The organism is Ornithinimicrobium tianjinense (genome assembly GCF_014636495.1).
Taxonomy (GTDB): domain Bacteria; phylum Actinomycetota; class Actinomycetes; order Actinomycetales; family Dermatophilaceae; genus Ornithinicoccus; species Ornithinicoccus tianjinensis.
Genome location: NZ_BMEM01000003.1, coordinates 180,334 through 199,014, shown reverse-complemented (window position 1 = coordinate 199,014; position 18,681 = coordinate 180,334). Strand labels below are relative to the sequence as shown.

Genomic DNA, 18,681 nt, shown 5'->3' with positions numbered 1-18,681 from the left:
GCAGGGTACCCATGCCCCTCACCTGCTCCCGACCGTGACCGCCGCCTCCACGATCTCGTCGACCACCGCTCGGGTCAGCGGGTCGTCGACGCCCTCGGCCACCCACGCGGCGTGCGAGGCACGGGCTCGCACGTCCGTCTCGTTGAGCCAGCGGAGCACCCCGAGCTCGACGATGTGCCCGATCGTGGCGATGAGCATGGAGCAGTCGCCGGGCCCCGTGAGCCGCTCGGTCCCGCCCGCGGTGAGATACGCGGCATACAGCGCGCTCATCCGCGCCGGGTCGCCCGCGCCGAACTCGAACATCACCATGGGGAGCTCCCCGACGGGGTCCGCAGGACCGGAGTTCTCCCAGTCCAGGACGACGAGGCCACCCTCGTCGTGCGCGGGCGCGCGCACGTTGTCGGCCCAGAGGTCGCAGTGGCACCGCCGCGTGGGCCCCGGGGGACTGATCAGCTCCTCGAGCGCCACGAACTCGGGGACGAGCGCGGCGAGCTGGGCACCGAAGGGGGCACCGGCGGCCAGCGACCGGTCGGCGAGCGCGCGCCACTGGTCGGCGCCCACGGGGCTGGTGTGCCAGGGGTGCTGCGGCCCCTCGGTCGGCACCTCGACGGCGTGCACGGCCGCGACGGTCCGGCCGACCGCGCCCGGGTCGAGCCCACGATCGGGCGGGCAGACGTCCGCCCATCCGTAGACCCGCACCACCCCCCAGCCCTCGATCTCCTGCAGCACCTCCCCGTCCGGGGTCCGGACGACCGGTGGCAGCCGGACGCCGCGGGTGAGCAGGCTGTCCTGGTATGTCGCGTCCGCCGCCACGGAGCGCGGGTCGGGGGCGGCATACGGGAGCTTGATCGCGAAGCGGCCGGCGGTGGTGGTCAGCCGCCAGACGCGGCCCTGTCGACCGTGCTCGGGCTGGTCGGCGAGGCTGGGGTGCCGTCCCAGGCCGAAGGCAGCCGCCACCTGCCGGGCGAGGCGTGCTCGATCCGCCCGGCCGTGGGGATCGGCGTCAGTCGTCACCCCGCCCGGCTCGCTCGTCGGCGCCCGTCTCGGGGGCCCCGTAGGCGGTGCCCTGCTCCGGCTCCTCCTGCAGGATGCGCTGCTCGATCGTCTCGCCACCCGTCGCGTCGCCCGCATCGGCCAGCTCGGCCCCCATGGGCCGCTGCTCCGGCGGGCTCCACGGCACGTCGTCGACGGAGTCGGGCATGTCGAGGTCGACCTCGGCGCGCTCGGCCTGGTCAGGATCCAGGTCGAGGTCGGCGATGTCTTCGCTGTAGGTCTCTGGCTCGTGTCCGGTGCTCATGGACCCACGGTGCCCCGGGTGCGGGCGGTCGGCAACCGGTGGCACGCTGGAGTCATGGAGACGACCGTGAGGAAGCACACGGGCCCGGAGGGCGAGCGGTTCGAGATCGTGGCCGACGGTGAGGTCGCCGGTTTCGCGATGTTCGTCGACGTGGAGGGCCGACGGGTCTTCTTCCACACCGAGATCGGGCCGGAGTTCGGGGGCAAGGGTCTGGCCACGGTGCTCGTGCGGCACGCGCTGGAGAAGACCTCCCAGGAGGGGCTGCGGATCGTCGCGGTGTGCCCGTTCGTGAAGAAGTACGTCAACACGCACACGGAGGAGTGGGCCTCACACGTCGACGCGGCGACACCGCCCCTGCTCGCTGCGATCCCGCGCAGCCACGGCTGAGGGCCGCACGGCCAGGCCGAGGATCACCCGCCTCGGGTCGGGGTGCCGGTGAGCTCCGGCCCGTCGTCAAGGCTGTCATCGAGGCTGTCGTCGAGGCTGTCGTCGAGGCTGTCGTCGAGGAAGCCCAGGGCCGCCGTCGCCGCCGCGCCCGAGGCCGTGGTCACGATCTCGCCCGGGCTGGAGCCGTCAGCCTCCTCCGCGGCGGCGTCGGGGGCGGGAGCGGACACGGCATACGTGCGGGAGAGGGCGCGGTAGGGCGGCGACAGCATCGCCACGACCGCCGCGAGCACCATGACGATCCCGGCGACGACGAAGACCAGGGCGATGCCACGGGACTCCGGGGTGCCCACGCCGAGCAGCGGCTCCAGGACGCGGCGGCCCTCCGCCGAGCCGGCGTAGGGGATGATCCAGCGGTCGGCCAGCGGCGCGATGAGGAAGGCCGTGAGCGGCGCGGCCGCGGTCTCGACCGCCATCGCGAAGCCGAACACGCGGCCCTGACGCTCCAGCGGAACGACCCGCTGCAGGATCGTCTGCTCGGCGGCCTCGGCCACGGGGATCAGGCACATGTAGAGGAAGATGCCCAGGGCATACACCCACCACCACTCGCGGATGGTGAACAGCGATCCGAGCACGCCCATGGCGATCGCGCAGAGGAGCAGGGTGCGGAGGGGCTGGCTGCCGAGACCGACCTTGGCCACGACCGCGCCACCGACGATGAAGCCGATCGAGGTCACCCCGAGGACCGCGCCCCACGCCTCGACCGGGAACATCTCCAGGCCGTAGGGGTCCATCAGCGCCATGTAGACACCGCCGATGAGGTTGTTGAAGGTTGCGAAGAGGATGAGCGCCAGCAGTCCGGCCTGAGCCAGGATGACCTTGAGCGTGCCGCGCCAGGTCCACGCGGCCCCGACCTTCGTCCTGGCTGGCGGCCGGCTCACGCTCCTCCGGCATCCGCACCACGGAGAGGTGAGCCAGGCCCAGGGCGACCGCGACGACCGCCAGCGCCAGCGTCCAGCCCATCCCGAGCAGGCCAACCGCGAGACCGGACAGGAAGCTCGTCGCCATGAAGCTGATGCCCTGGGCGGTGCCCACGAGACCGTTGGCCCGGGCCCGCTGGTCGTCGGGGATCAGGATGGTCACGCACGTCGACAGCGCGATGTTGCGCATGTGCTCCACCACCGACCCCACGAGGATGAGGACCGCGAGCAGCCAGAACCACGGGCGCGACAGGTCGGTCATCGCCTCTGAGGGGACGCTGAGGTAGAAGAGGCCGGCGACGGCGAAGAGGGTGAGCGTGACCACGCTCGAGAAGCGCATCACCATGATCTTGCGGTGATGGTCCACCACGGAGCCGAACATGATGCTGCTCAGCGAGACGAAGAGCATGTAGGCGCCGCCGATGATGCCGGTCGCCAGCACCGACCGCGTCTCGAGGTAGGCCCAGAAGGTGAGGGCGAACCACAGGAAGCTGGTCGTCAGCCCCGCCACCGCCGTGTTGACGAGCAGGTGCAGGAAGGTGCTGCCCAGACCTGGCGGGCTCGACGTGGTCGTCGTGGGTGAGGAGCTCATACCTGACTGTGACACCGAGCACCGACAGAAGTCATCGGCATTGTCGGTCATCGGCCTATGTCGGTCCCCGGGTCAGCGCAGCGGGACGAAGCGGTAGTAGCCCGGGGCCGTCGTCGTGGTGACGTGCTGACCGCTGCGGTCCACGACCAGCATGCGCCCCTGGACAGGGACGACCAGGCGGCCACCGTCGGCGAGCTGGTCGACGAGCTCGTCGGGAACGGCGCGCGCCATGGCCGAGACCAGGATCCGGTCGAACGGCCCGCGACCGGGCGCTCCGAGCACGTCGACCCGGGCGGTCTCCACGGTCGCCGTCCCGACGCCTCGGCGGGCCAGCAGGTCGGCGGCAGCGGTGGCCAGCTCCGGCACCAGCTCGACGCCGAGCACCTGGCCGCCGGCCCCGACCAGGTGGGCGAGGAGGGCGGTCGTCCAGCCCGAGCCCGCGCCCACGTCGAGCACGCGGTCTCCTGGTCGGGGGTCGAGCAGCTCGAGCATCGCTGCCACCGTGCTGGGCTGGGAGTTGGTGGCACCGTGGCCGATCCGCAGCGGCACGTCCTCGGCGGCGTGCTCCCGCAGGTCGGCCGGGAGAAAGTCTGCCCGGGTCACGGAGGTCATGGCCTCGGCGACCCTGCCCCGGACACTCATGAGCTCGACCTCAGGCGAGCCCCGACAGATCGTCGGGGACGTCGACGGCATACGCCTGCAGCAGCTCGAGCGGGGCCACCTGGAGGACGGACTCGTGCGTGCTGGCCAGCACGACCGGAGCGGCACGGCCGGCGCTCGCGGACTGCACCCAGCGCAGGGCCACGACGCACCAACGGTCGCCCGGGCGCAGTCCTGGGAAGCTCCACTCGGGTCGAGGCGTGACCAGGTCGTTGCCCAGCTCGCTCTGATGCTCAAGGAAGTCAGCCGTCACGACGACGCAGATGCCGTGGATGCCGACGTCCTCGACCGTGACCTCGCAGCGGCCGGTCCGGGTGAAGCCGGTCACCGGGTCGGTGCCGCACTCCTCGAGCTCTCCGCCGAGCACGTTGCGCATGGAGCGATCGTGCCACCTGTGGGTGCCGGGCGCAGCACGTCAGGACGCCCCTGCCTGCCCCTGGCCGCTCTCCCGGGTTCGCTCGTCTGGTCGGCCTCGCCTCGGCCCGGCGCCCGGGTGTCGTTCACCGTCCTCGCCGGTGTGGGTCAGGGTGATGAAGGTGCTGCGGGTGCGCGGGGTCGCGTGCCGAAGATGCGGGTCACGCGCCAGGAGATCGCGCACGCGCGCGTTCGCCACGTCGCGCTGCTCCTCGGTCCCCTCCGCCTCGCGGATGCGGCGCACGGCGTCCTCGAGGTCGTCGCCGTCCCGCACGTGGGTGTACTGGCGGTAGTCGTGCACCCGCCCAGTCACCACCTGGCCCAGCACCGTGCGGACGGTCAGGTCGCGACGCGCATCCAGGCCGAGGTGCCAGTAGCCGGCAGTCTTGAACTGGTGCGGACGCCGCGCGAGAAGCGCGAGGTTGATCTCGCTGGTCTGTCCGCCGGCCCAGCCGTACGGCACGACGTGGTCGAGCTCCCCAGCATGCGGCCCAGTGCGGGGACCGGGCGCCCGGCTGTAGACGTCGGCGGCCACGACCTGCCGACGCATGTCGGCGTCCGGGCGGTAAGCCCCGATGGACCGCTCCACCAGTCGCCCGTCCGGCCGGTCGGTCAGCAGTCGGAACAGGGTGGTGCCCGGACGAAGGACCAGTTCCCGGGCATGCCCGGGCGTGAGGAAGAACGGGTGCGGACCGAGGACCTCAGCCACCCGCCCTCGGCCGGGCGCATCGTCTCGACCCGGCGGCCAGGACGGCGGCGTGGGCGGTGGTGGCGGCGACGATGGTGGCGGTGGTGGCGGCGACGATGGTGGTGGTGGTGGCGGCGGCGACGATGGTGGTGGTGGTGACGGTCGTGGTGGTGACGATGACGGTGGTGACGGGGCCGGTGGTGGGGGGTGCGGCGGTGACTCTGAGTCAGGCACCAGCTGGCTGGCGCACCCGGGACAGTAGGCCTGGCCCCGCCTCAGGTCGTCGACCGGGACGACGACCTGGGCGTGCACCGTGGGTTGGCCGTTGAGGATCGTGGCCAGTCGCTCGAGGTCGTCGGGGGCGAGGGCGTCGTCGACCAGCGCGTCCACCTCGGCCGTGCCGTCGCAGGGCTCAGTCGAGGGACGGAACGGGATGGTGCCATAGAGCAGCAGCGCGATGGTCAGGTCGCAGCGCAGCTGGTCGAGCGTCCTGGCGTCCCCGGCCTTCCGCAGCACCCGCGCCGCCCTCTCGATGCGCTGGCCCAGGGCGACGACGCTGATGGCCGGGCCGTTCACCCCAAGGGTCGCCGTGCCGTCATCGTGCACGCGGACCCAGGCGCGACGGCGGGCGTACGCCCGGCGTCGCCGTTCACGCTCGCCCGCCACGTCGGCGCCCTCGCACGCGGTCGCCTCCCGAGCCAGCGCCGCGTCGAAGTCCGACCGCGCCCAGGGACCTGCCCTGAGCTCACCGTCCGGGTCGAGGCGCTCCTGCGCAGCCAGGGCCCGGTCCGTGCCGAAGAGGGCGAGCGCCACCAGCATCCGCTGGTCGGTCGTGAGCGCCGCGCACCGCCTCCAGAACGCTCTCACCATGGCCCACGACGTCTCGCCCCTGCGCAGCGCACCCAGGACGAGGACGAGAAGGTCCGGGTCATCGGTCGCGACGCCGACCGCCTGCTGCGCCTCCGTGACCGTGAAGCCCAGGGCCACCTCGACCTCCGCCACCGCGAGCCTGCGGACCTCCGCCGCCACCGCGCGTTCCTGGGTGCGGGTGAGAGTGACCCCGTAGAGATCCTTGTGCTCCAGCACCCGCAGCCGGACAGCGGCATGCACCTCCCGCACAGCCTCGAGCAGCCGCGCGTCCTCGCACGCCCTCGCCGCTCCCACGGCACGCAGTCGAGTCACCGACGGATCCGTCGCGGTCCGCCCGTCCGCCGCAGCCTTGTCGAGAGGAGGGCTCTCGTGCTCGCCCTGTCCTTGCATCGCGCGGCGCACCGCCTCGCGCATCCGCTGCGCGGCCATCTCCGCGGCGAGCTGGTCGTCGAAGGCCTGCTCCAGAGCTCCACCGACCGAGGCGCGCCGGCCGATCGCCACGCCATACCCAGGGTGACGACCGCTGCATACCCGCTCACTGCCCAGCCACGCCATGGCGACCTCCCTCCCCTCGGCCCGGACGTCCCACCACACATCTGAATCGAACTGTTGTTCGACGCTAACACGCTAAGACCGAACCCTGCCACCGACACGCTCAGGCTGTGGACAACCCGCCCTGCCCCGGCCACCCGGAGTCGCACGGCAGGATGGGGGCATGAGCTACGACCTCCTGCTGCACCCACGCACGCCCGACCAGCCGTGGGACGACGTCCTCGCCGCCGCCGAGGAGGAGGTCGACGACGCCACGCTCACGGACGGCGCTGCGCTCGAGGAGGGCGTGGCAACCTTCCGCCGGATCGAGGCACGGCTGCGCGAGCTGCTGCCGGGCGACCTCGAGACCTGGGAGGCCGAGGAGACAGGCGGCGACGTCTACGGCGAGCTGAACGACCCGGCGACGGGCCTCCAGGTCGAGCTCTTCGCCGACTCGGCCTCGGTCAGCTATCCCTACCGGGAGCACGCGGACCTCGAGTCCTTCCACGAGCAGGTCCGCCAGGCCGTGCGCGTGGTCGCCGAGGAGACGGGGTATGACGTGTACGACCCCCAGACGGGGGCCGACTTCGACGGCACCTTCGCCGACGAGGCGGGCCGGGAGGCGACGAGGCAGCTCCGGAGCGCGGGGGCGGCCACCGAGGGGGGCCACACCGTGGCGCCGGGAGAGGCCGCCGAGGCCGACCCGGCCACCACGCGGCCGGCCGACCCGCGGCAGGACCCGGCGTTCCTGCGGCGCCGCGGCACGCTCTACCTGATCCTCGGCGCGCTCCTCGCGGGCGTCGGCTTCTGGCGTCTCTCGGGCGGCTCCACCGGCTGGCTGACCTGGCTCGTGATCGTCATCGGCGTCTTCGACCTGCTGGGCGGGCTGTTCATGCTCTCCATCTCCCGGCGCATCCAGGCCGCGGAGGAGCCTCGGCAGAACCCGTGACCACGCGAGAGGCTGCTGACCTGGGCAGACTCGCTTCCGGTCACCCTTGTCGGCGCTGGGTGCCATGCTGACGACGTCGGCACGGACGGGCCGGCGCACACCACCGAGGGCAGGAGAGCGACATGGCGCACGGCGACATCACCCATATCGACATCCCGGTGAGCGACCTGAAGGCGGGAGCGGAGTTCTACAGCGGCCTCTTCGGCTGGCAGATCGCCGAGGTGCCGGGCTACGAGGGCTACCCCATGTGGCAGGCCCCCAACAAGATCAGCGGCGGCGGACTGTCCCCGCGTTCGGACGACTTCTCACAACCGCGCTCCTACGTCGAGGTCGACTCGATCGACGAGACGCTGGCCACGGTGACGCAGCTCGGCGGCGAGGTGGTCAGGGGCAAGGAGCCGATCAGCGAGACGAGCTGGTGGGCCGTCTTCCGCGACCCCGACGGCAACACGGTCGGTCTCTACGAGGGCACCACCGAGGCCTGATCCCAAGGCCACCCAAAGCTCGCGGCAGGAGGCCCTTGACGACATACAACCGATTGGTTGTATATTGATCCCGTGGACGAGACGAGCGAGGACCGGGCTGACGCCATGTTCCACGCCCTGTCGGACCGCACCCGGCGCGACATCCTGCGCCGCGTGCTGGCCGGCGAGCACTCCGTCTCGGCCCTGGCAGGGAACTACGACATGAGCTTCGCCGCCGTGCAGAAGCATGTCGCGGTCCTGGAGCGCGCGGGTCTGATCACGAAGCGTCGCCACGGCCGGCAGCAGCTGGCCAGTGGCGATGTCGAGGCAGTGCGCTCCGTCACCTCGATGCTCGCCGAGCTCGAGCACATCTGGCGCGGTCGCATCGACCGCATCGACGCACTCCTGGAGGAGACCTGACATGCCCGTCACCGACATCACCAAGGACCTCGACAACCGCATGCTCACCATCACCGCCGACTTCGCCGCCCCGGTGGATCGGGTCTGGGAGCTGTATGCCGACCCGCGCCAGCTGGAGAAGGTGTGGGGCCCGCCCAGCCACCCTGCGACCTTCGACGCGCACGAGCTGACCGTCGGCAGCACCACGAAGTACTACATGACCGGCCCCGAGGGGGAGAAGTACTACGGCACCTGGCAGCTCACCGACGTCGACGCGCCGAGGAGCTTCGCCTTCGAGGACCGCTTCGCCGACGCGGACTACGCCCCCGCTGAGGGGATGCCGGTGTCCTACAACACCTACGCCTTCGAGCCGACCGAGTCTGGGACACGCGCGGTGTTCACGACCACGTACGACACCGCCGAGGCACTGCAGCAGGTGCTCGACATGGGCGTCGAGGAGGGCGCCACCTCCGCGATCAACCAGATCGACGACTTCCTCGCCGCCTGAGCAAGGGCCACGGCGGCGGACAGACCCTGCAGAGGGCGGAGAGGCACCGACTCAGCACACAAAGAAGCCCCGGCCAGATCTCTCTGGCCGGGGCTTCCTGCTGTGTGCGCGAGGGGGGAGTTGAACCCCCACGCCCTTTCGGGCACACGGACCTGAACCGTGCGCGTCTGCCTATTCCGCCACTCGCGCGAGTGCCGAGCAAGATTAGCACGCGCCCGGGGTCACCCCGAAATCTGCCGATCCGGAGCCGTGACCGGATCGTGACCAACCAGGTCGGACGGAGCGGCGTCGTGCACAGTGACAACCCAGCAACGCGGGAGGAGGGACCACGATGCGCGGCACAACCGCCACCGTCATCACAGGTATGACGTTCGCGCTCACCGTGACCGGGTGCGGCAGCGTGACATCCGAGGGGAGCACCACCGACGTCGCTGCCCTGACCACCGCGGCCCCTGCGCCGGCGGACCAGGAGGCGACGACGACGGAGGCTCCCAGCGTCAGCTCCAGCAGCACGCCGACCGACGAGCCCACCGATCCGGCGACCGCCGCCCCCGAGCCGACGCAGCCGCCCGAGCCGGCGCAGCCGGCATACCCCGACAACGCCGCTGACTATGTCGACGTCTTCTTCCACGCCGTGTCCACCGGTAGCTTCGCCACGATCGACGCGATGGCTGGCCGGGAGTCCGCGGCGGTCGCCCGCTGCCTCGCCGGAAACGACGGCTGGATCCGATGGCACGTGCTCATGGGCGAGGACGAGACGTTCGGTTCCCTGGAGCCGATCGGCTATCCCGATCTGATGATCACCCATGTCACGAGTGACCACGTGACGAGGCCGGACTACACGGAGGCTTACATCGTTCTCGACCGGTCGGCCCTCGGGGGTCCGGACGCGGTCGTCAACCTCGACGTGTCCTGGTCGCTGGGGAGCGTCACGCTGAGCGACGACTGCTTCGCCAGCCCCGTCGCGGAGGCACTCGACCTCATGGTCGAGGGTGACGCGAGTGCTCTCGACGCCATGCTCAGCGACGACGGCGACTGGTCCCTGCTCGACCGCGAGTGGATGACGGTCGCCGACAACGAGGTGCGGGGCTTCGGGTCGATGGCTGCCTACCAGAACATTCCAGCCGACCTCTTCATCACCTTCGACTCCACGCTGCGGCGAGAGGCTGGTGACATGGAGCCTCGCCCGGTGATCTTCGTCGACCCGGCTGTCCTCGAGCGCACCACACAGGGCTCGATCAAGAGCATCGGCCGGCCCATCATCGAACGCTGGGCATGACCATCACCCCAAAGGGAGGCACCCATGCACCGCACGCACCTGACATTCGTCGTTGGTATGACGCTCGCCCTCGCCCTGACCGGGTGCGACGAGTCGACCCTCGACGCGGGATCCACAGCATCCGACCCGGCCGCGGTGACCACCGAGGCACCTGCGGCCGCCACCGACGAGGCGACGTCGACCACCACGCCCGAGGCCACCGAGGAGGAGACAGCCGCCACCGAGGAGACGTCGGACAGCGGCACCAGCGGCACGGATGACGTCGTGTCATACCCCTCGGAGGTGGTCGCCTACGCCGACGCCTTCGTCGCGGCCTGGCACGCCAAGGACACCGGCCGTGTGGCGGACCTCGCCGTGCCGGAGGTCGAGGCGGCGACCGGCACGTGGTCCACCGACGACGGGTGGAACTACGACGACGACAGCTCCGTGGCGTGGGTGGGCGAGGCCGGAGAGGGCCTGCACGTCGTCCGCTACGGCCACCCGGTCGGCGCCCGCCTCGAGGTCACCGTCGAGGTCGACGCGCTCGGCAGCACCGACGGTGTCGTGGGTGCGGACTTCACAACAGGGCCCACGCCGGGCGACAGCCTCACCAGGGTGGAGGACAACCTGTACAACCAGTACGCCGACGCGTTCTACCAGGCACTGGTCGACGAGGACCAGGCGACGCTGGAGCGCTACGGCAGCGAGCACGCGGTGCGGTTGGCGGGTGAGTACACGCCGGAGACCCACGGCCGCGTCATCGAGGACCACGGCTTCTGGTCCTTCCGCGACCAGCCGCTCGGGCTCCTCTTCTCCTACCCGGACAACACCGGTGAGGACATCGTGAGCCGGTACACCCAGATCCTGGATCTCGACACCGCCCTGGTCGACGGCGGTCAGGACCACGGGGTGATCAGCGTCAACTTCGTGATCGACGCCCGCTGGACCTGATTCCCCGGCTCCACGGCGAGCCACTCCCACGACCGGTTCCTCCAGGGACCTCGCAGGCCCGGCAAGTACGATCGAACGGACCGTCCCTGCCGCTGTGCCGGCGAGGACCTGCAGAGAACCCCGAGAGGAGTGGCCGTGGGAGTGTTCGACAAGCTCGAGCGAGGGCTTGAGCGGGCCGTCAAGCAGCCCTTCGCCCGCGTCTTCAAGGCCGAGGTCCAGCCCGTCGAGATCGCCTCGGCGATGCGCAAGTCGATGGACGACCGGGCCGCCGTGCTCGGGCCCGGCCGCACGATGGTCCCCAACGTCTTCACGATCGAGCTGGCCGAGACCGACTACGAGCGCCTCGACTCCTACTCCCACGCGCTCACCGACGAGCTCATCGCGGCGGCGGAGGACCACGCCGACGCCCAGCGGTATGTCGCTCCCGGCCCCTTCGAGGTGCGCCTCGTCTCCGGCGACGACCTCGAGACCGGGATCTTCCGGGTCCGGCCGGCAGCCAAGGACGGGCGGTCCGGCCGGGGTGAGGCCCAGGAGTACGCCCAGGCCACCCCCCGCAACGAGCGCCTCGAGGGACGGGCCCCGGCAGTGCCCGGCCCCCCGGCGCCGGCGCCGCAGGAGCGTCGCCCCGTGACCCGGGAGTTCAGCCCGGACCCGGTCCGCCCGGCACGCAGCCGCTCCGCACGACCAGCGCTCGAGGTCGACGGCCGGCTCGTCCCGCTCGCGGCTGCCGTCACCGTCATCGGTCGCGACGCCTCCGCCGACCTGCCGGTGGACGACCCGGGCGTCTCGCGCCGCCACGCCGAGATCCGCATCAGCCACGACGGACCGCACCTGCAGGTCGTGCTGCGCGACCTCGGGTCGACCAACGGCACCTACCTCAACGGCGAGCAGGTCGGCAGCGAGGAGCTGCGCTCCGGCGACCGCATCACCCTGGGACGGACCCACCTGACCTTCCGCATGGAGGGTTGATGGGTGAGCTGACCCTCAACCTCGTGCGTCTCGGGGTCATCGTCCTGCTCTGGGCCTTCGTCTTCTCCGTGGTGGGCGTCCTGCGCGGCGACCTCTACGGCACCCGCGTGAGCCACAACGCCGGACCGGCCCGCGCCACCCGGGAGACCCGCTCCGAGCGCCGCCAGCGCAAGAACTCCCCGACCCACCTGGTCGTCACCGAGGGCCGGCTGCGCGGCACCTCCGTCCCGCTGCACGACGCCGGGCTGCTGGTGGGCCGCAATCCCGAGTGCTCCTTGGTGCTGACCGACGACTACGCCTCCGGCCGGCACCTGCGCATCTACCCCGGCGTCGACGCCTGGTATGCCGACGACCTCGGCTCGACCAACGGCACCGAGGTCAACGGTCGGCGGATCGGCACCGGCGTCCGGCTCGACCCGGGCGCCCAGATCCGCATCGGACAGACCGTCCTCGAGCTGCGCCGCTGACCGATGTCGATCGCGTTCCGCTACGCCGCCCGCTCCAACCAGGGTCTGGGCAGCAAGTCCCGCAACGAGGACTCCGCCTACGCGGGGCCGGAGCTCCTCGTGCTCTGCGACGGGATGGGCGGGCACGCCGCGGGAGACGTCGCCAGCTCCCTCGTCGTGGGCGAGCTGGTCCACCTCGACGGCGAGTCGCACGGCGCCGACGACGCCCTCGACATCCTCGAGCAGGCGGTCGAGGAGGCCAACGACCGGCTCGCCGACGTCATGGAGGCCTATCCGGACTCCAGCGGCATGGGGACCACCTGCATCGCCATGCTGCGCACCGCCAGCAAGCTCGCGGTCGCCAACATCGGTGACTCCCGCGCCTACCTGCTCCGCGCCGGGCGGCTCACCCAGATCACCAAGGACCACTCCTTCGTCCAGAAGCTGCTCGACGAGGGCCGCATCGGGCCGGAGGAGGCCCTGCACCACCCGCAGCGCTCGCTGGTCACCCGCGTCCTGACAGGCCGCCCGGAGGATCGTCCGGACCTGTCCATGCGGGAGCTGCGCCTCGGCGACCGGCTCCTGCTGTGCAGCGACGGCCTCACCGACTATGCCGCGGAGGAGACGGTCAGCGAGATCCTGGCCGAGAGCGACCGCACCCCCGGCCAGGTGGCGGACGAGCTGATCCAGCTCGCCCTGCGCGCCTCCACCCGGGACAACGTGACGGTCATCGTCGCCGACGTCGTCCACGCCGGCGCCGGCACCCTCAAGCCGCAGGTCGTGGGCGCGGCCAGCGTCCGGCGCAGCGCCCCCACGTCCCGCACCCTCACCCCCGCCGAGAAGGCCGCCGAGCTCAGCCGGGCCGCCGCCGGAGCGTCCGCGGCGAGCGACGGGCCGGTGCTGGCCGAGGAGGCCACGAGCGCCCACCCGCTGGTCCGCTGGCTGCGGCGCACGGTCGTCGCGGCCGCCGTCCTCGCGGTCGTGGTCGCCGCCGGCTGGCTGGGCTGGCGATGGAGCCAGGACCAGTATTTCGTGGGCGAGCAGGACGGCCAGGTGGCGATCTATCGTGGCCTGGCCCAGGACCTCGGCCCCATCGAGCTCAGCTCGGTCGAGGAGCAGACCGACCTGGCGGTGGACGACCTGCCCGACTACTACCAGGGCCGGGTCCGCGCCACCCTGGCCGCCGACGACCGCGAGGGGGCAGAGACCATCGTCGCCGAGCTGCGCGACCTGGCCGCCCGCCGGGCCGAGGCAGACGCACCGCGCGCCCCTCGTCCGGCCGACGACGCGACGAGCACCACCGACGCCCCGAGCGCCTCCGACGATCCCGTGACCGCCACCCTCCCGCCCGGCCACCCGATGGCCGGTCCGCTGGAGCTGGCCGTGACCCTGGGGGAGGAGCGCCCATGACCCTGGCACCCACCGCCAGACCCTCGACGGTGACCAGCCTGAAGGTCCGCAGCGGCCGGCTCGTCGAGCTGGTGCTGGTGGTCTTCGCCGTCGCGATCGTGGCGCTGGCCTACGTCAACGTGAGCATCGCCACCGAGGACCGCCTGCCCACCGACGTGTGGTGGCACGTCGGCCTCTTCGGGGTCCTGCCGCTCGCCCTGCACGTCGTGCTCCGCTGGCGGGCCCGGTATGCCGACCCGCTCCTGCTCCCCATCGCCACCCTCCTCAACGGGCTGGGGCTGGTGATGATCCACCGGATCGACGTCAGCCAGGGGCTCGGCCCCACCGACGGGGTGGCCGCGCGCCAGCTGCTGTGGACCGGGCTTGCGGTGGCCATGGCGGCGGTCGCCCTCGTCGTGGTCCGCGACCACCGGGTGCTGCGCCGCTACACCTACACGGCCATGGCCATCGGTTTCGTGCTGCTCCTGCTGCCGATGCTCCCCGTCGTCGGCCAGGAGATCAACGGCTCGCGCCTGTGGATCCGGATCGGCCCGTTCAGCCTGCAGCCGGGCGAGCTGGCCAAGATCGCGCTGACGGTCTTCTTCGCCGGCTACCTCGTCACCACCCGTGACGCCCTCTCGCTCGTGGGCAGGCGGTTCCTGGGCCTGCAGCTGCCGAGGGCCCGCGACCTCGGCCCGATCCTCGTGGCCTGGGGCCTGTCGGTCCTGATCCTCGTCTCCCAGCGCGACCTCGGCTCCTCGCTGCTGTTCTTCGGCCTCTTCGTCGCCGTCCTCTACGTCGCGACCGAGCGCACCAGCTGGATCGTCATCGGCCTCAGCCTGTTCGTCGCCGGCGCGGTGCTCGCGTGGCAGCTCTTCAGCCACGTCCAGCAGCGCGTGACCCTGTGGCTCGACCCGTTCGCCCCCGGCCAGTCCGACCAGGTGGCCAAGGGCCTGATGGGCCTGGGCCACGGCGGCATCTTCGGCACCGGTCTGGGCGAGGGCTACCCCTACATCACCTACTTCCCGGCCAGCGACTACGTCATCGCCAGCTTCGGCGAGGAGCTGGGGATGATCGGCCTGTTCGCCATGCTGCTGCTCTACGCCCTGCTCGTCGAGCGGGGCCTGCGCACCGCGATCGGCGCCCGCGAGGGTTTCGGCAAGCTCCTTGCCGCGGGTATGGCGTTCACCGTCGCCCTGCAGGTCTTCGTCATCGTCGGCGGGATCACCCGCGTCATCCCGCTCACCGGCCTGACCACCCCGTTCCTCTCCGCGGGCGGCTCCTCGCTGCTGGCCAACTGGGTCATCGTCGCGCTGCTGCTGCGGATCAGCGACCACGCCCGCCGACCCGTCTCCGAGCGCCGCCTGGACCCGACCACGGACCGGGCGCACCCCACGGAGGTCACGCCGTGAACACCCCCATCCGCCGCCTCGCCGTCGTCGTCATGCTGATGTTCACGGCCCTTCTGCTCTCCACCACGTGGATCCAGTTCGTCCAGGCCGAGGACCTGCGTGACCTCCCCGGCAACCGACGCACGCTCATCGAGACCTACAGCCGCGACCGCGGCGCTATCCTCGTCGACGGCACCGCCGTCGCGCGCTCGGAGCGCACCGACGACGAGCTGGGCTGGATCCGCCGCTACGACCAGGCGAGCCGTTATGCCCACCTCACCGGCTACTTCTCCTTCACCTACGGGGCCGGCCCGGGCCTGGAGCGGGCCGCGAACGCCGTGCTCGCGGGGACGGACGACAGCCTCTTCTACCAGCGGGTGAGCGACCTGTTCACCGGCACGCCGCCCAGCGGCGCCAGCCTGGAGCTGACGATCGACCCGGCCGTGCAGGCCGCGGCCCAGGAGGCCCTGGGCGGCCGGCGCGGCGCCGCCGTCGCCCTGGACCCCCGCACGGGCGCGATCCTGGCCATGGTCAGCAGCCCCTCCTACGACCCCAACGGCCTCAGCAGCCACCAGCTCGCCGCCGTCGACAGGACGTTCGCGGAGCTCGACGAGGACCCTGACCGACCGCTCGTCAACCGTGCCATCGGCGGCGACCTCTACCCTCCCGGCTCCACCTACAAGCTCGTCGTCGCGGCCGCCGCCCTGGAGAGCGGCGACTACGACCCGGACTCCGAGCTCGAGGGTGGCCGCACCTACACCCTCCCCGGCTCGAGCACGTCGCTGCCCAACTTCGGCGGCGCGGCGTGCGACCCGGAGGACCGCCCGACGCTGGCGGAGTCGGTGCGGATCTCCTGCAACACCTCCTTCGCCTGGCTCGCCGGCGAGCTCGGGGCCGACGCCCTGCGGGAGCAGTCGGAGGAGTTCGGCTTCGGCCAGGAGCTGGCCGTCCCGATGCCGGTGACGCCCTCGTCATACCCGGAGAGCCCCGACCCCGCCCAGGTGGCGCTGACGGGCATCGGGCAGCACGAGGTCCGGGTCACCCCGCTGCAGGTGGCGATGATCTCCGCCGCGATCGCCAACGGGGGTTCGGTGATGACGCCCTACGTCGTCCAGACCGTGCGGGACAGCGACCTGGAGGTCATCGACGAGACGGATCCGCGCGAGCTGTCGCGCGCGGTCTCGCCCGCGACCGCCGAGGCCCTGCGCGACATGATGGTCAGCGTGGTGGAGAGCGGGTCCGGCACCGCAGCCGCCCTCCCGGGGATGAGCGTCGCGGGCAAGACAGGCACCGCCGAGTACGGCACCCAGGGGGCGGCCCACGGGTGGTTCACCGGGTTCGCGCCGGCGGACGACCCCCGCATCGCCGTCGCGGTGGTGGTCGAGTCGGCCACCGACGACTGGTCGGGCGAGACCGGCGGGGTGGTCGCGGCCCCCATCGCCCGCGCGATGTTCGAGGCAGGAGCCCAGCGATGACGGACGACCCCACCCGCGCGACCCCGGCCCCCGCCGCCGCCGAGGAGCCGCGTGTCCTGGGCGGCCGTTACGAGGTCGGCGAGCTCATCGGGCGCGGCGGCATGGCCGACGTCCACCTCGGTCACGACCTGCGCCTGGGCCGCAACGTCGCGATCAAGATCCTGCGGACCGACCTCGCGCGCGACTCCTCGTTCCTGGCCAGGTTCCGCCGGGAGGCCCAGGCCGCGGCCGGGCTCAGCCATCCCTCGATCGTCGGAGTCTTCGACTCCGGCGAGGAGAGCGTCCCCCAGGCTGGGCTCGCCCCGCTGCACGTGCCCTACATCGTCATGGAGTATGTCGACGGCCGCACCCTGCGCGAGGCGCTCAACGACAGCCCCGGCGGCGTGCTCGCCCCGGACGAGGCGGCTCGCATCACCGTCGCCGTGCTTCAGGCCATGGAGTATGCCCACGAGCGCGGTCTCGTGCACCGCGACATCAAGCCGGCCAACGTCATGGTCACCCCCTCCGGCGGCGTCAAGGTCATGGACTTCGGCATCGCCCGTGCGCTGGCGGACACCGCCGCGACGATGACCCAGACCTCGGCGGTCATGGGCACCGCCCGCTACCTCTCGCCGGAGCAGGCGCAGGGGCTGGACGTCGACGGACGCTCCGACCTCTACTCCGTCGGCTGCCTGCTCTACGAGCTGCTGACCGGCCGCACGCCCTTCCAGGGCGACCCTGTCTCCCTGGTCTACCAGCACCTGGGCGAGACGCCCCGACCGCCGTCCGCCTTTGTCCACCACCTCTCCGAGGCCTACGACGCGGTCACGCTGCACGCGCTGGAGAAGAAGCCCGAGGCGCGCTACCAGAGCGCCGAGGCCTTCCGCGCGGACCTCAACGCCGTCCGCGCCGACGAGCCGGTGTCCGCGGCCGCGCGGGCCAGCTACGCGGCGGTGATGGGTGCTGGCGCCGCGGCGGCCGCGCGCGCGGCCCGTGCGTCCGAGGACACCGCCGCCGTCCCGAGGGTGGCGTATGCCGCGGGCCCGCCCGCGGACGAGGGCACCGACCCCTTCCTGCCGGGCGAGCAACGCGCACCGCGCACGGCATACGAGGACGACCGCTGGGAGCGCACCGACGAGATGCCGGTCCGCGAACGGCGCCACCGCGGCGCGGCTCTGCTGCTCGGGGTGCTCGCCCTGCTGGCCACTGCCGGCGTGGCCTGGGTGCTCTGGCAGGTCATGGGGCCCGGAGGGGCGCCGGAGACACCGCAGGTGGCCGTCACGTCCACCGTCGGGATGACCGAGGAGCAGGCCCGGCAGGTGCTCACGGACGACGGCTTCGTCGTGCCCGAGGCCACCGAGCGCTCCAGCGAGAAGGAGGCGGGCACCGTCATCGAGCAGGACCCGCCCGGTGGCACGGCCCCCCAGGGGTCACAGGTGCGCCTGGTCGTCTCGGCCGGCCCCGAGGCGCTCACGGTCCCCCGGCTGGCCGGGATGGACGAGGACGCCGCCCGGGCCGAGCTCGCGAGGCTGGGCTTCACCAACGTGCGGGCCGAGGCCGAGGAGGTCGACGACCCCGACGTGGAGAAGGGCCTGGTCATCGGCACGGATCCCGAGGAGGGGCAGGAGGTCGCGCCGGACCGGGAGATCGTCCTGCGGGTCTCGAGCGGCGACGTCAAGGTGCCGACCCTCGTCGGTGAGTCGCGCGACGAGGCCGTCCGGCTGCTCAGCGAGGCCAGCCTCGGCTTCAGGGTGGAGGTGCTGCAGACCTGGGAGACCGAGCCCGGGACCGTCCTCGAGCAGTCGGTCGAGCCGGGAGAGGTGGTCCGGCAGGGGACCGAGGTCACGATCGTCGTGGCCGAGCAGCCGCCGTCCACGGTCACCCTCGAGCCGGCACCTCCGCCCACCACGACTCCGCCCACCACGACTCCGCCCCCCACGAGCGACGATCCGACCACGGAGCCCACGGACGAGCCGACCACGGAGCCGACGGACCCGCCGACGACCGACCCGCCCTCGACGACGCCGACGGATCCGCCGGAGCAACCCTGACGTTCCGCGGAAGGGGTCCATGCCCTGGTCGTACGG

At 72.0% G+C, this 18,681-nt stretch carries 19 protein-coding genes, 1 tRNA gene and 1 pseudogene; 13 read left to right on the top strand and 8 right to left on the bottom strand.

Going from position 1 to position 18,681, the window contains the following annotated elements; translation table 11 throughout:
* Positions 1-18: 18 nt before the first annotated feature.
* A complete protein-coding gene (locus tag IEV65_RS10720; protein WP_188430624.1) occupies positions 19-1,014 on the bottom strand; it encodes a phosphotransferase enzyme family protein in 996 nt (331 codons plus the stop codon).
* Positions 1,004-1,297, bottom strand: a complete 294-nt coding sequence (locus IEV65_RS10715) for a hypothetical protein (protein WP_188430623.1) — start codon at positions 1,295-1,297, stop codon at positions 1,004-1,006. Before IEV65_RS10715 ends, IEV65_RS10720 begins: the two co-directional genes overlap by 11 nt.
* 54 nt (positions 1,298-1,351) lie before the next feature.
* Between IEV65_RS10715 and IEV65_RS10710 the strand changes: the two genes are divergently transcribed.
* Complete coding sequence (locus IEV65_RS10710) at positions 1,352-1,684, top strand: GNAT family N-acetyltransferase (protein WP_188430620.1); 333 nt, start codon at positions 1,352-1,354, stop codon at positions 1,682-1,684.
* 23 nt (positions 1,685-1,707) lie between these two features.
* Here IEV65_RS10710 and IEV65_RS15915 read toward each other — a convergent pair whose 3' ends face one another.
* The 5 genes and pseudogenes from IEV65_RS15915 to IEV65_RS10690 all read right to left on the bottom strand — a co-directional run bounded on the left by IEV65_RS15915 (position 1,708) and on the right by IEV65_RS10690 (position 6,440).
* Positions 1,708-2,622, bottom strand: a complete 915-nt coding sequence (locus tag IEV65_RS15915; RefSeq protein WP_308642573.1) for an MFS transporter — start codon at positions 2,620-2,622, stop codon at positions 1,708-1,710.
* A 28-nt stretch (positions 2,623-2,650) separates the two neighbouring features.
* Positions 2,651-3,253, bottom strand: a pseudogene (locus tag IEV65_RS15910) (MFS transporter); the annotation flags it as partial.
* A 72-nt stretch (positions 3,254-3,325) separates the two neighbouring features.
* Positions 3,326-3,895 (bottom strand): protein-L-isoaspartate O-methyltransferase family protein, encoded by a 570-nt coding sequence (locus tag IEV65_RS10700; RefSeq protein WP_188430618.1) that lies wholly within the window; start codon positions 3,893-3,895, stop codon positions 3,326-3,328.
* Between the two features lie 10 nt (positions 3,896-3,905).
* A complete protein-coding gene (locus IEV65_RS10695; RefSeq protein WP_188430616.1) occupies positions 3,906-4,289 on the bottom strand; it encodes a DUF2237 family protein in 384 nt (127 codons plus the stop codon).
* Between the two features lie 39 nt (positions 4,290-4,328).
* Entirely contained in the window at positions 4,329-6,440 is a 2,112-nt protein-coding gene (locus IEV65_RS10690) for a hypothetical protein (RefSeq protein ID WP_188430614.1), read from the bottom strand.
* A 160-nt stretch (positions 6,441-6,600) separates the two neighbouring features.
* On the opposite strand from IEV65_RS10690, the gene IEV65_RS10685 reads away from it, so the two are divergent.
* The 4 genes from IEV65_RS10685 (at position 6,601) to IEV65_RS10670 (ending at position 8,736) form a co-directional block, all read left to right on the top strand.
* Positions 6,601-7,365: a DUF308 domain-containing protein gene (locus tag IEV65_RS10685; protein ID WP_188430612.1), complete on the top strand. Its 765-nt coding sequence runs from the start codon at positions 6,601-6,603 to the stop codon at positions 7,363-7,365.
* 122 nt (positions 7,366-7,487) lie between these two features.
* The gene (locus tag IEV65_RS10680) at positions 7,488-7,850 is read left to right on the top strand and encodes a VOC family protein (protein ID WP_188430610.1); all 363 of its coding nucleotides are present in this window, start codon (positions 7,488-7,490) and stop codon (positions 7,848-7,850) included.
* A gap of 72 nt (positions 7,851-7,922) precedes the next feature.
* Entirely contained in the window at positions 7,923-8,249 is a 327-nt protein-coding gene (locus IEV65_RS10675) for an ArsR/SmtB family transcription factor (RefSeq protein ID WP_188430607.1), read from the top strand.
* Between the two features lies 1 nt (position 8,250).
* Positions 8,251-8,736: an SRPBCC family protein gene (locus tag IEV65_RS10670; RefSeq protein ID WP_188430605.1), complete on the top strand. Its 486-nt coding sequence runs from the start codon at positions 8,251-8,253 to the stop codon at positions 8,734-8,736.
* A gap of 105 nt (positions 8,737-8,841) precedes the next feature.
* Here the strand turns inward: IEV65_RS10670 and IEV65_RS10665 are convergent.
* A tRNA-Leu gene (locus IEV65_RS10665) sits at positions 8,842-8,925 on the bottom strand.
* A gap of 142 nt (positions 8,926-9,067) precedes the next feature.
* Between IEV65_RS10665 and IEV65_RS10660 the strand changes: the two genes are divergently transcribed.
* From IEV65_RS10660 to pknB, 8 genes are all read left to right on the top strand, one after another.
* Positions 9,068-10,015: a hypothetical protein gene (locus tag IEV65_RS10660; RefSeq protein WP_188430604.1), complete on the top strand. Its 948-nt coding sequence runs from the start codon at positions 9,068-9,070 to the stop codon at positions 10,013-10,015.
* 24 nt (positions 10,016-10,039) lie between these two features.
* On the top strand, positions 10,040-10,945 hold the full coding sequence (locus tag IEV65_RS10655) for a hypothetical protein (RefSeq protein WP_188430601.1): 906 nt from the start codon (positions 10,040-10,042) through the stop codon (positions 10,943-10,945).
* 135 nt (positions 10,946-11,080) lie between these two features.
* The gene (locus IEV65_RS10650) at positions 11,081-11,914 is read left to right on the top strand and encodes an FHA domain-containing protein (protein WP_188430600.1); all 834 of its coding nucleotides are present in this window, start codon (positions 11,081-11,083) and stop codon (positions 11,912-11,914) included.
* Positions 11,914-12,381, top strand: coding sequence for an FHA domain-containing protein FhaB/FipA (locus IEV65_RS10645; RefSeq protein WP_188430598.1), 468 nt, complete (start codon positions 11,914-11,916; stop codon positions 12,379-12,381). Before IEV65_RS10650 ends, IEV65_RS10645 begins: the two co-directional genes overlap by 1 nt.
* A gap of 3 nt (positions 12,382-12,384) precedes the next feature.
* On the top strand, positions 12,385-13,770 hold the full coding sequence (locus IEV65_RS10640) for a PP2C family protein-serine/threonine phosphatase (protein WP_188430596.1): 1,386 nt from the start codon (positions 12,385-12,387) through the stop codon (positions 13,768-13,770).
* Positions 13,767-15,161 (top strand): FtsW/RodA/SpoVE family cell cycle protein, encoded by a 1,395-nt coding sequence (locus IEV65_RS10635; protein ID WP_188430594.1) that lies wholly within the window; start codon positions 13,767-13,769, stop codon positions 15,159-15,161. Before IEV65_RS10640 ends, IEV65_RS10635 begins: the two co-directional genes overlap by 4 nt.
* Positions 15,158-16,615 (top strand): peptidoglycan D,D-transpeptidase FtsI family protein, encoded by a 1,458-nt coding sequence (locus IEV65_RS10630; protein WP_188430592.1) that lies wholly within the window; start codon positions 15,158-15,160, stop codon positions 16,613-16,615. The genes IEV65_RS10635 and IEV65_RS10630 overlap by 4 nt, the downstream gene beginning before the upstream one ends.
* Complete coding sequence (gene pknB, locus IEV65_RS10625; protein ID WP_188430590.1) at positions 16,612-18,645, top strand: Stk1 family PASTA domain-containing Ser/Thr kinase; 2,034 nt, start codon at positions 16,612-16,614, stop codon at positions 18,643-18,645. The genes IEV65_RS10630 and pknB overlap by 4 nt, the downstream gene beginning before the upstream one ends.
* Positions 18,646-18,681 lie beyond the last annotated feature (36 nt).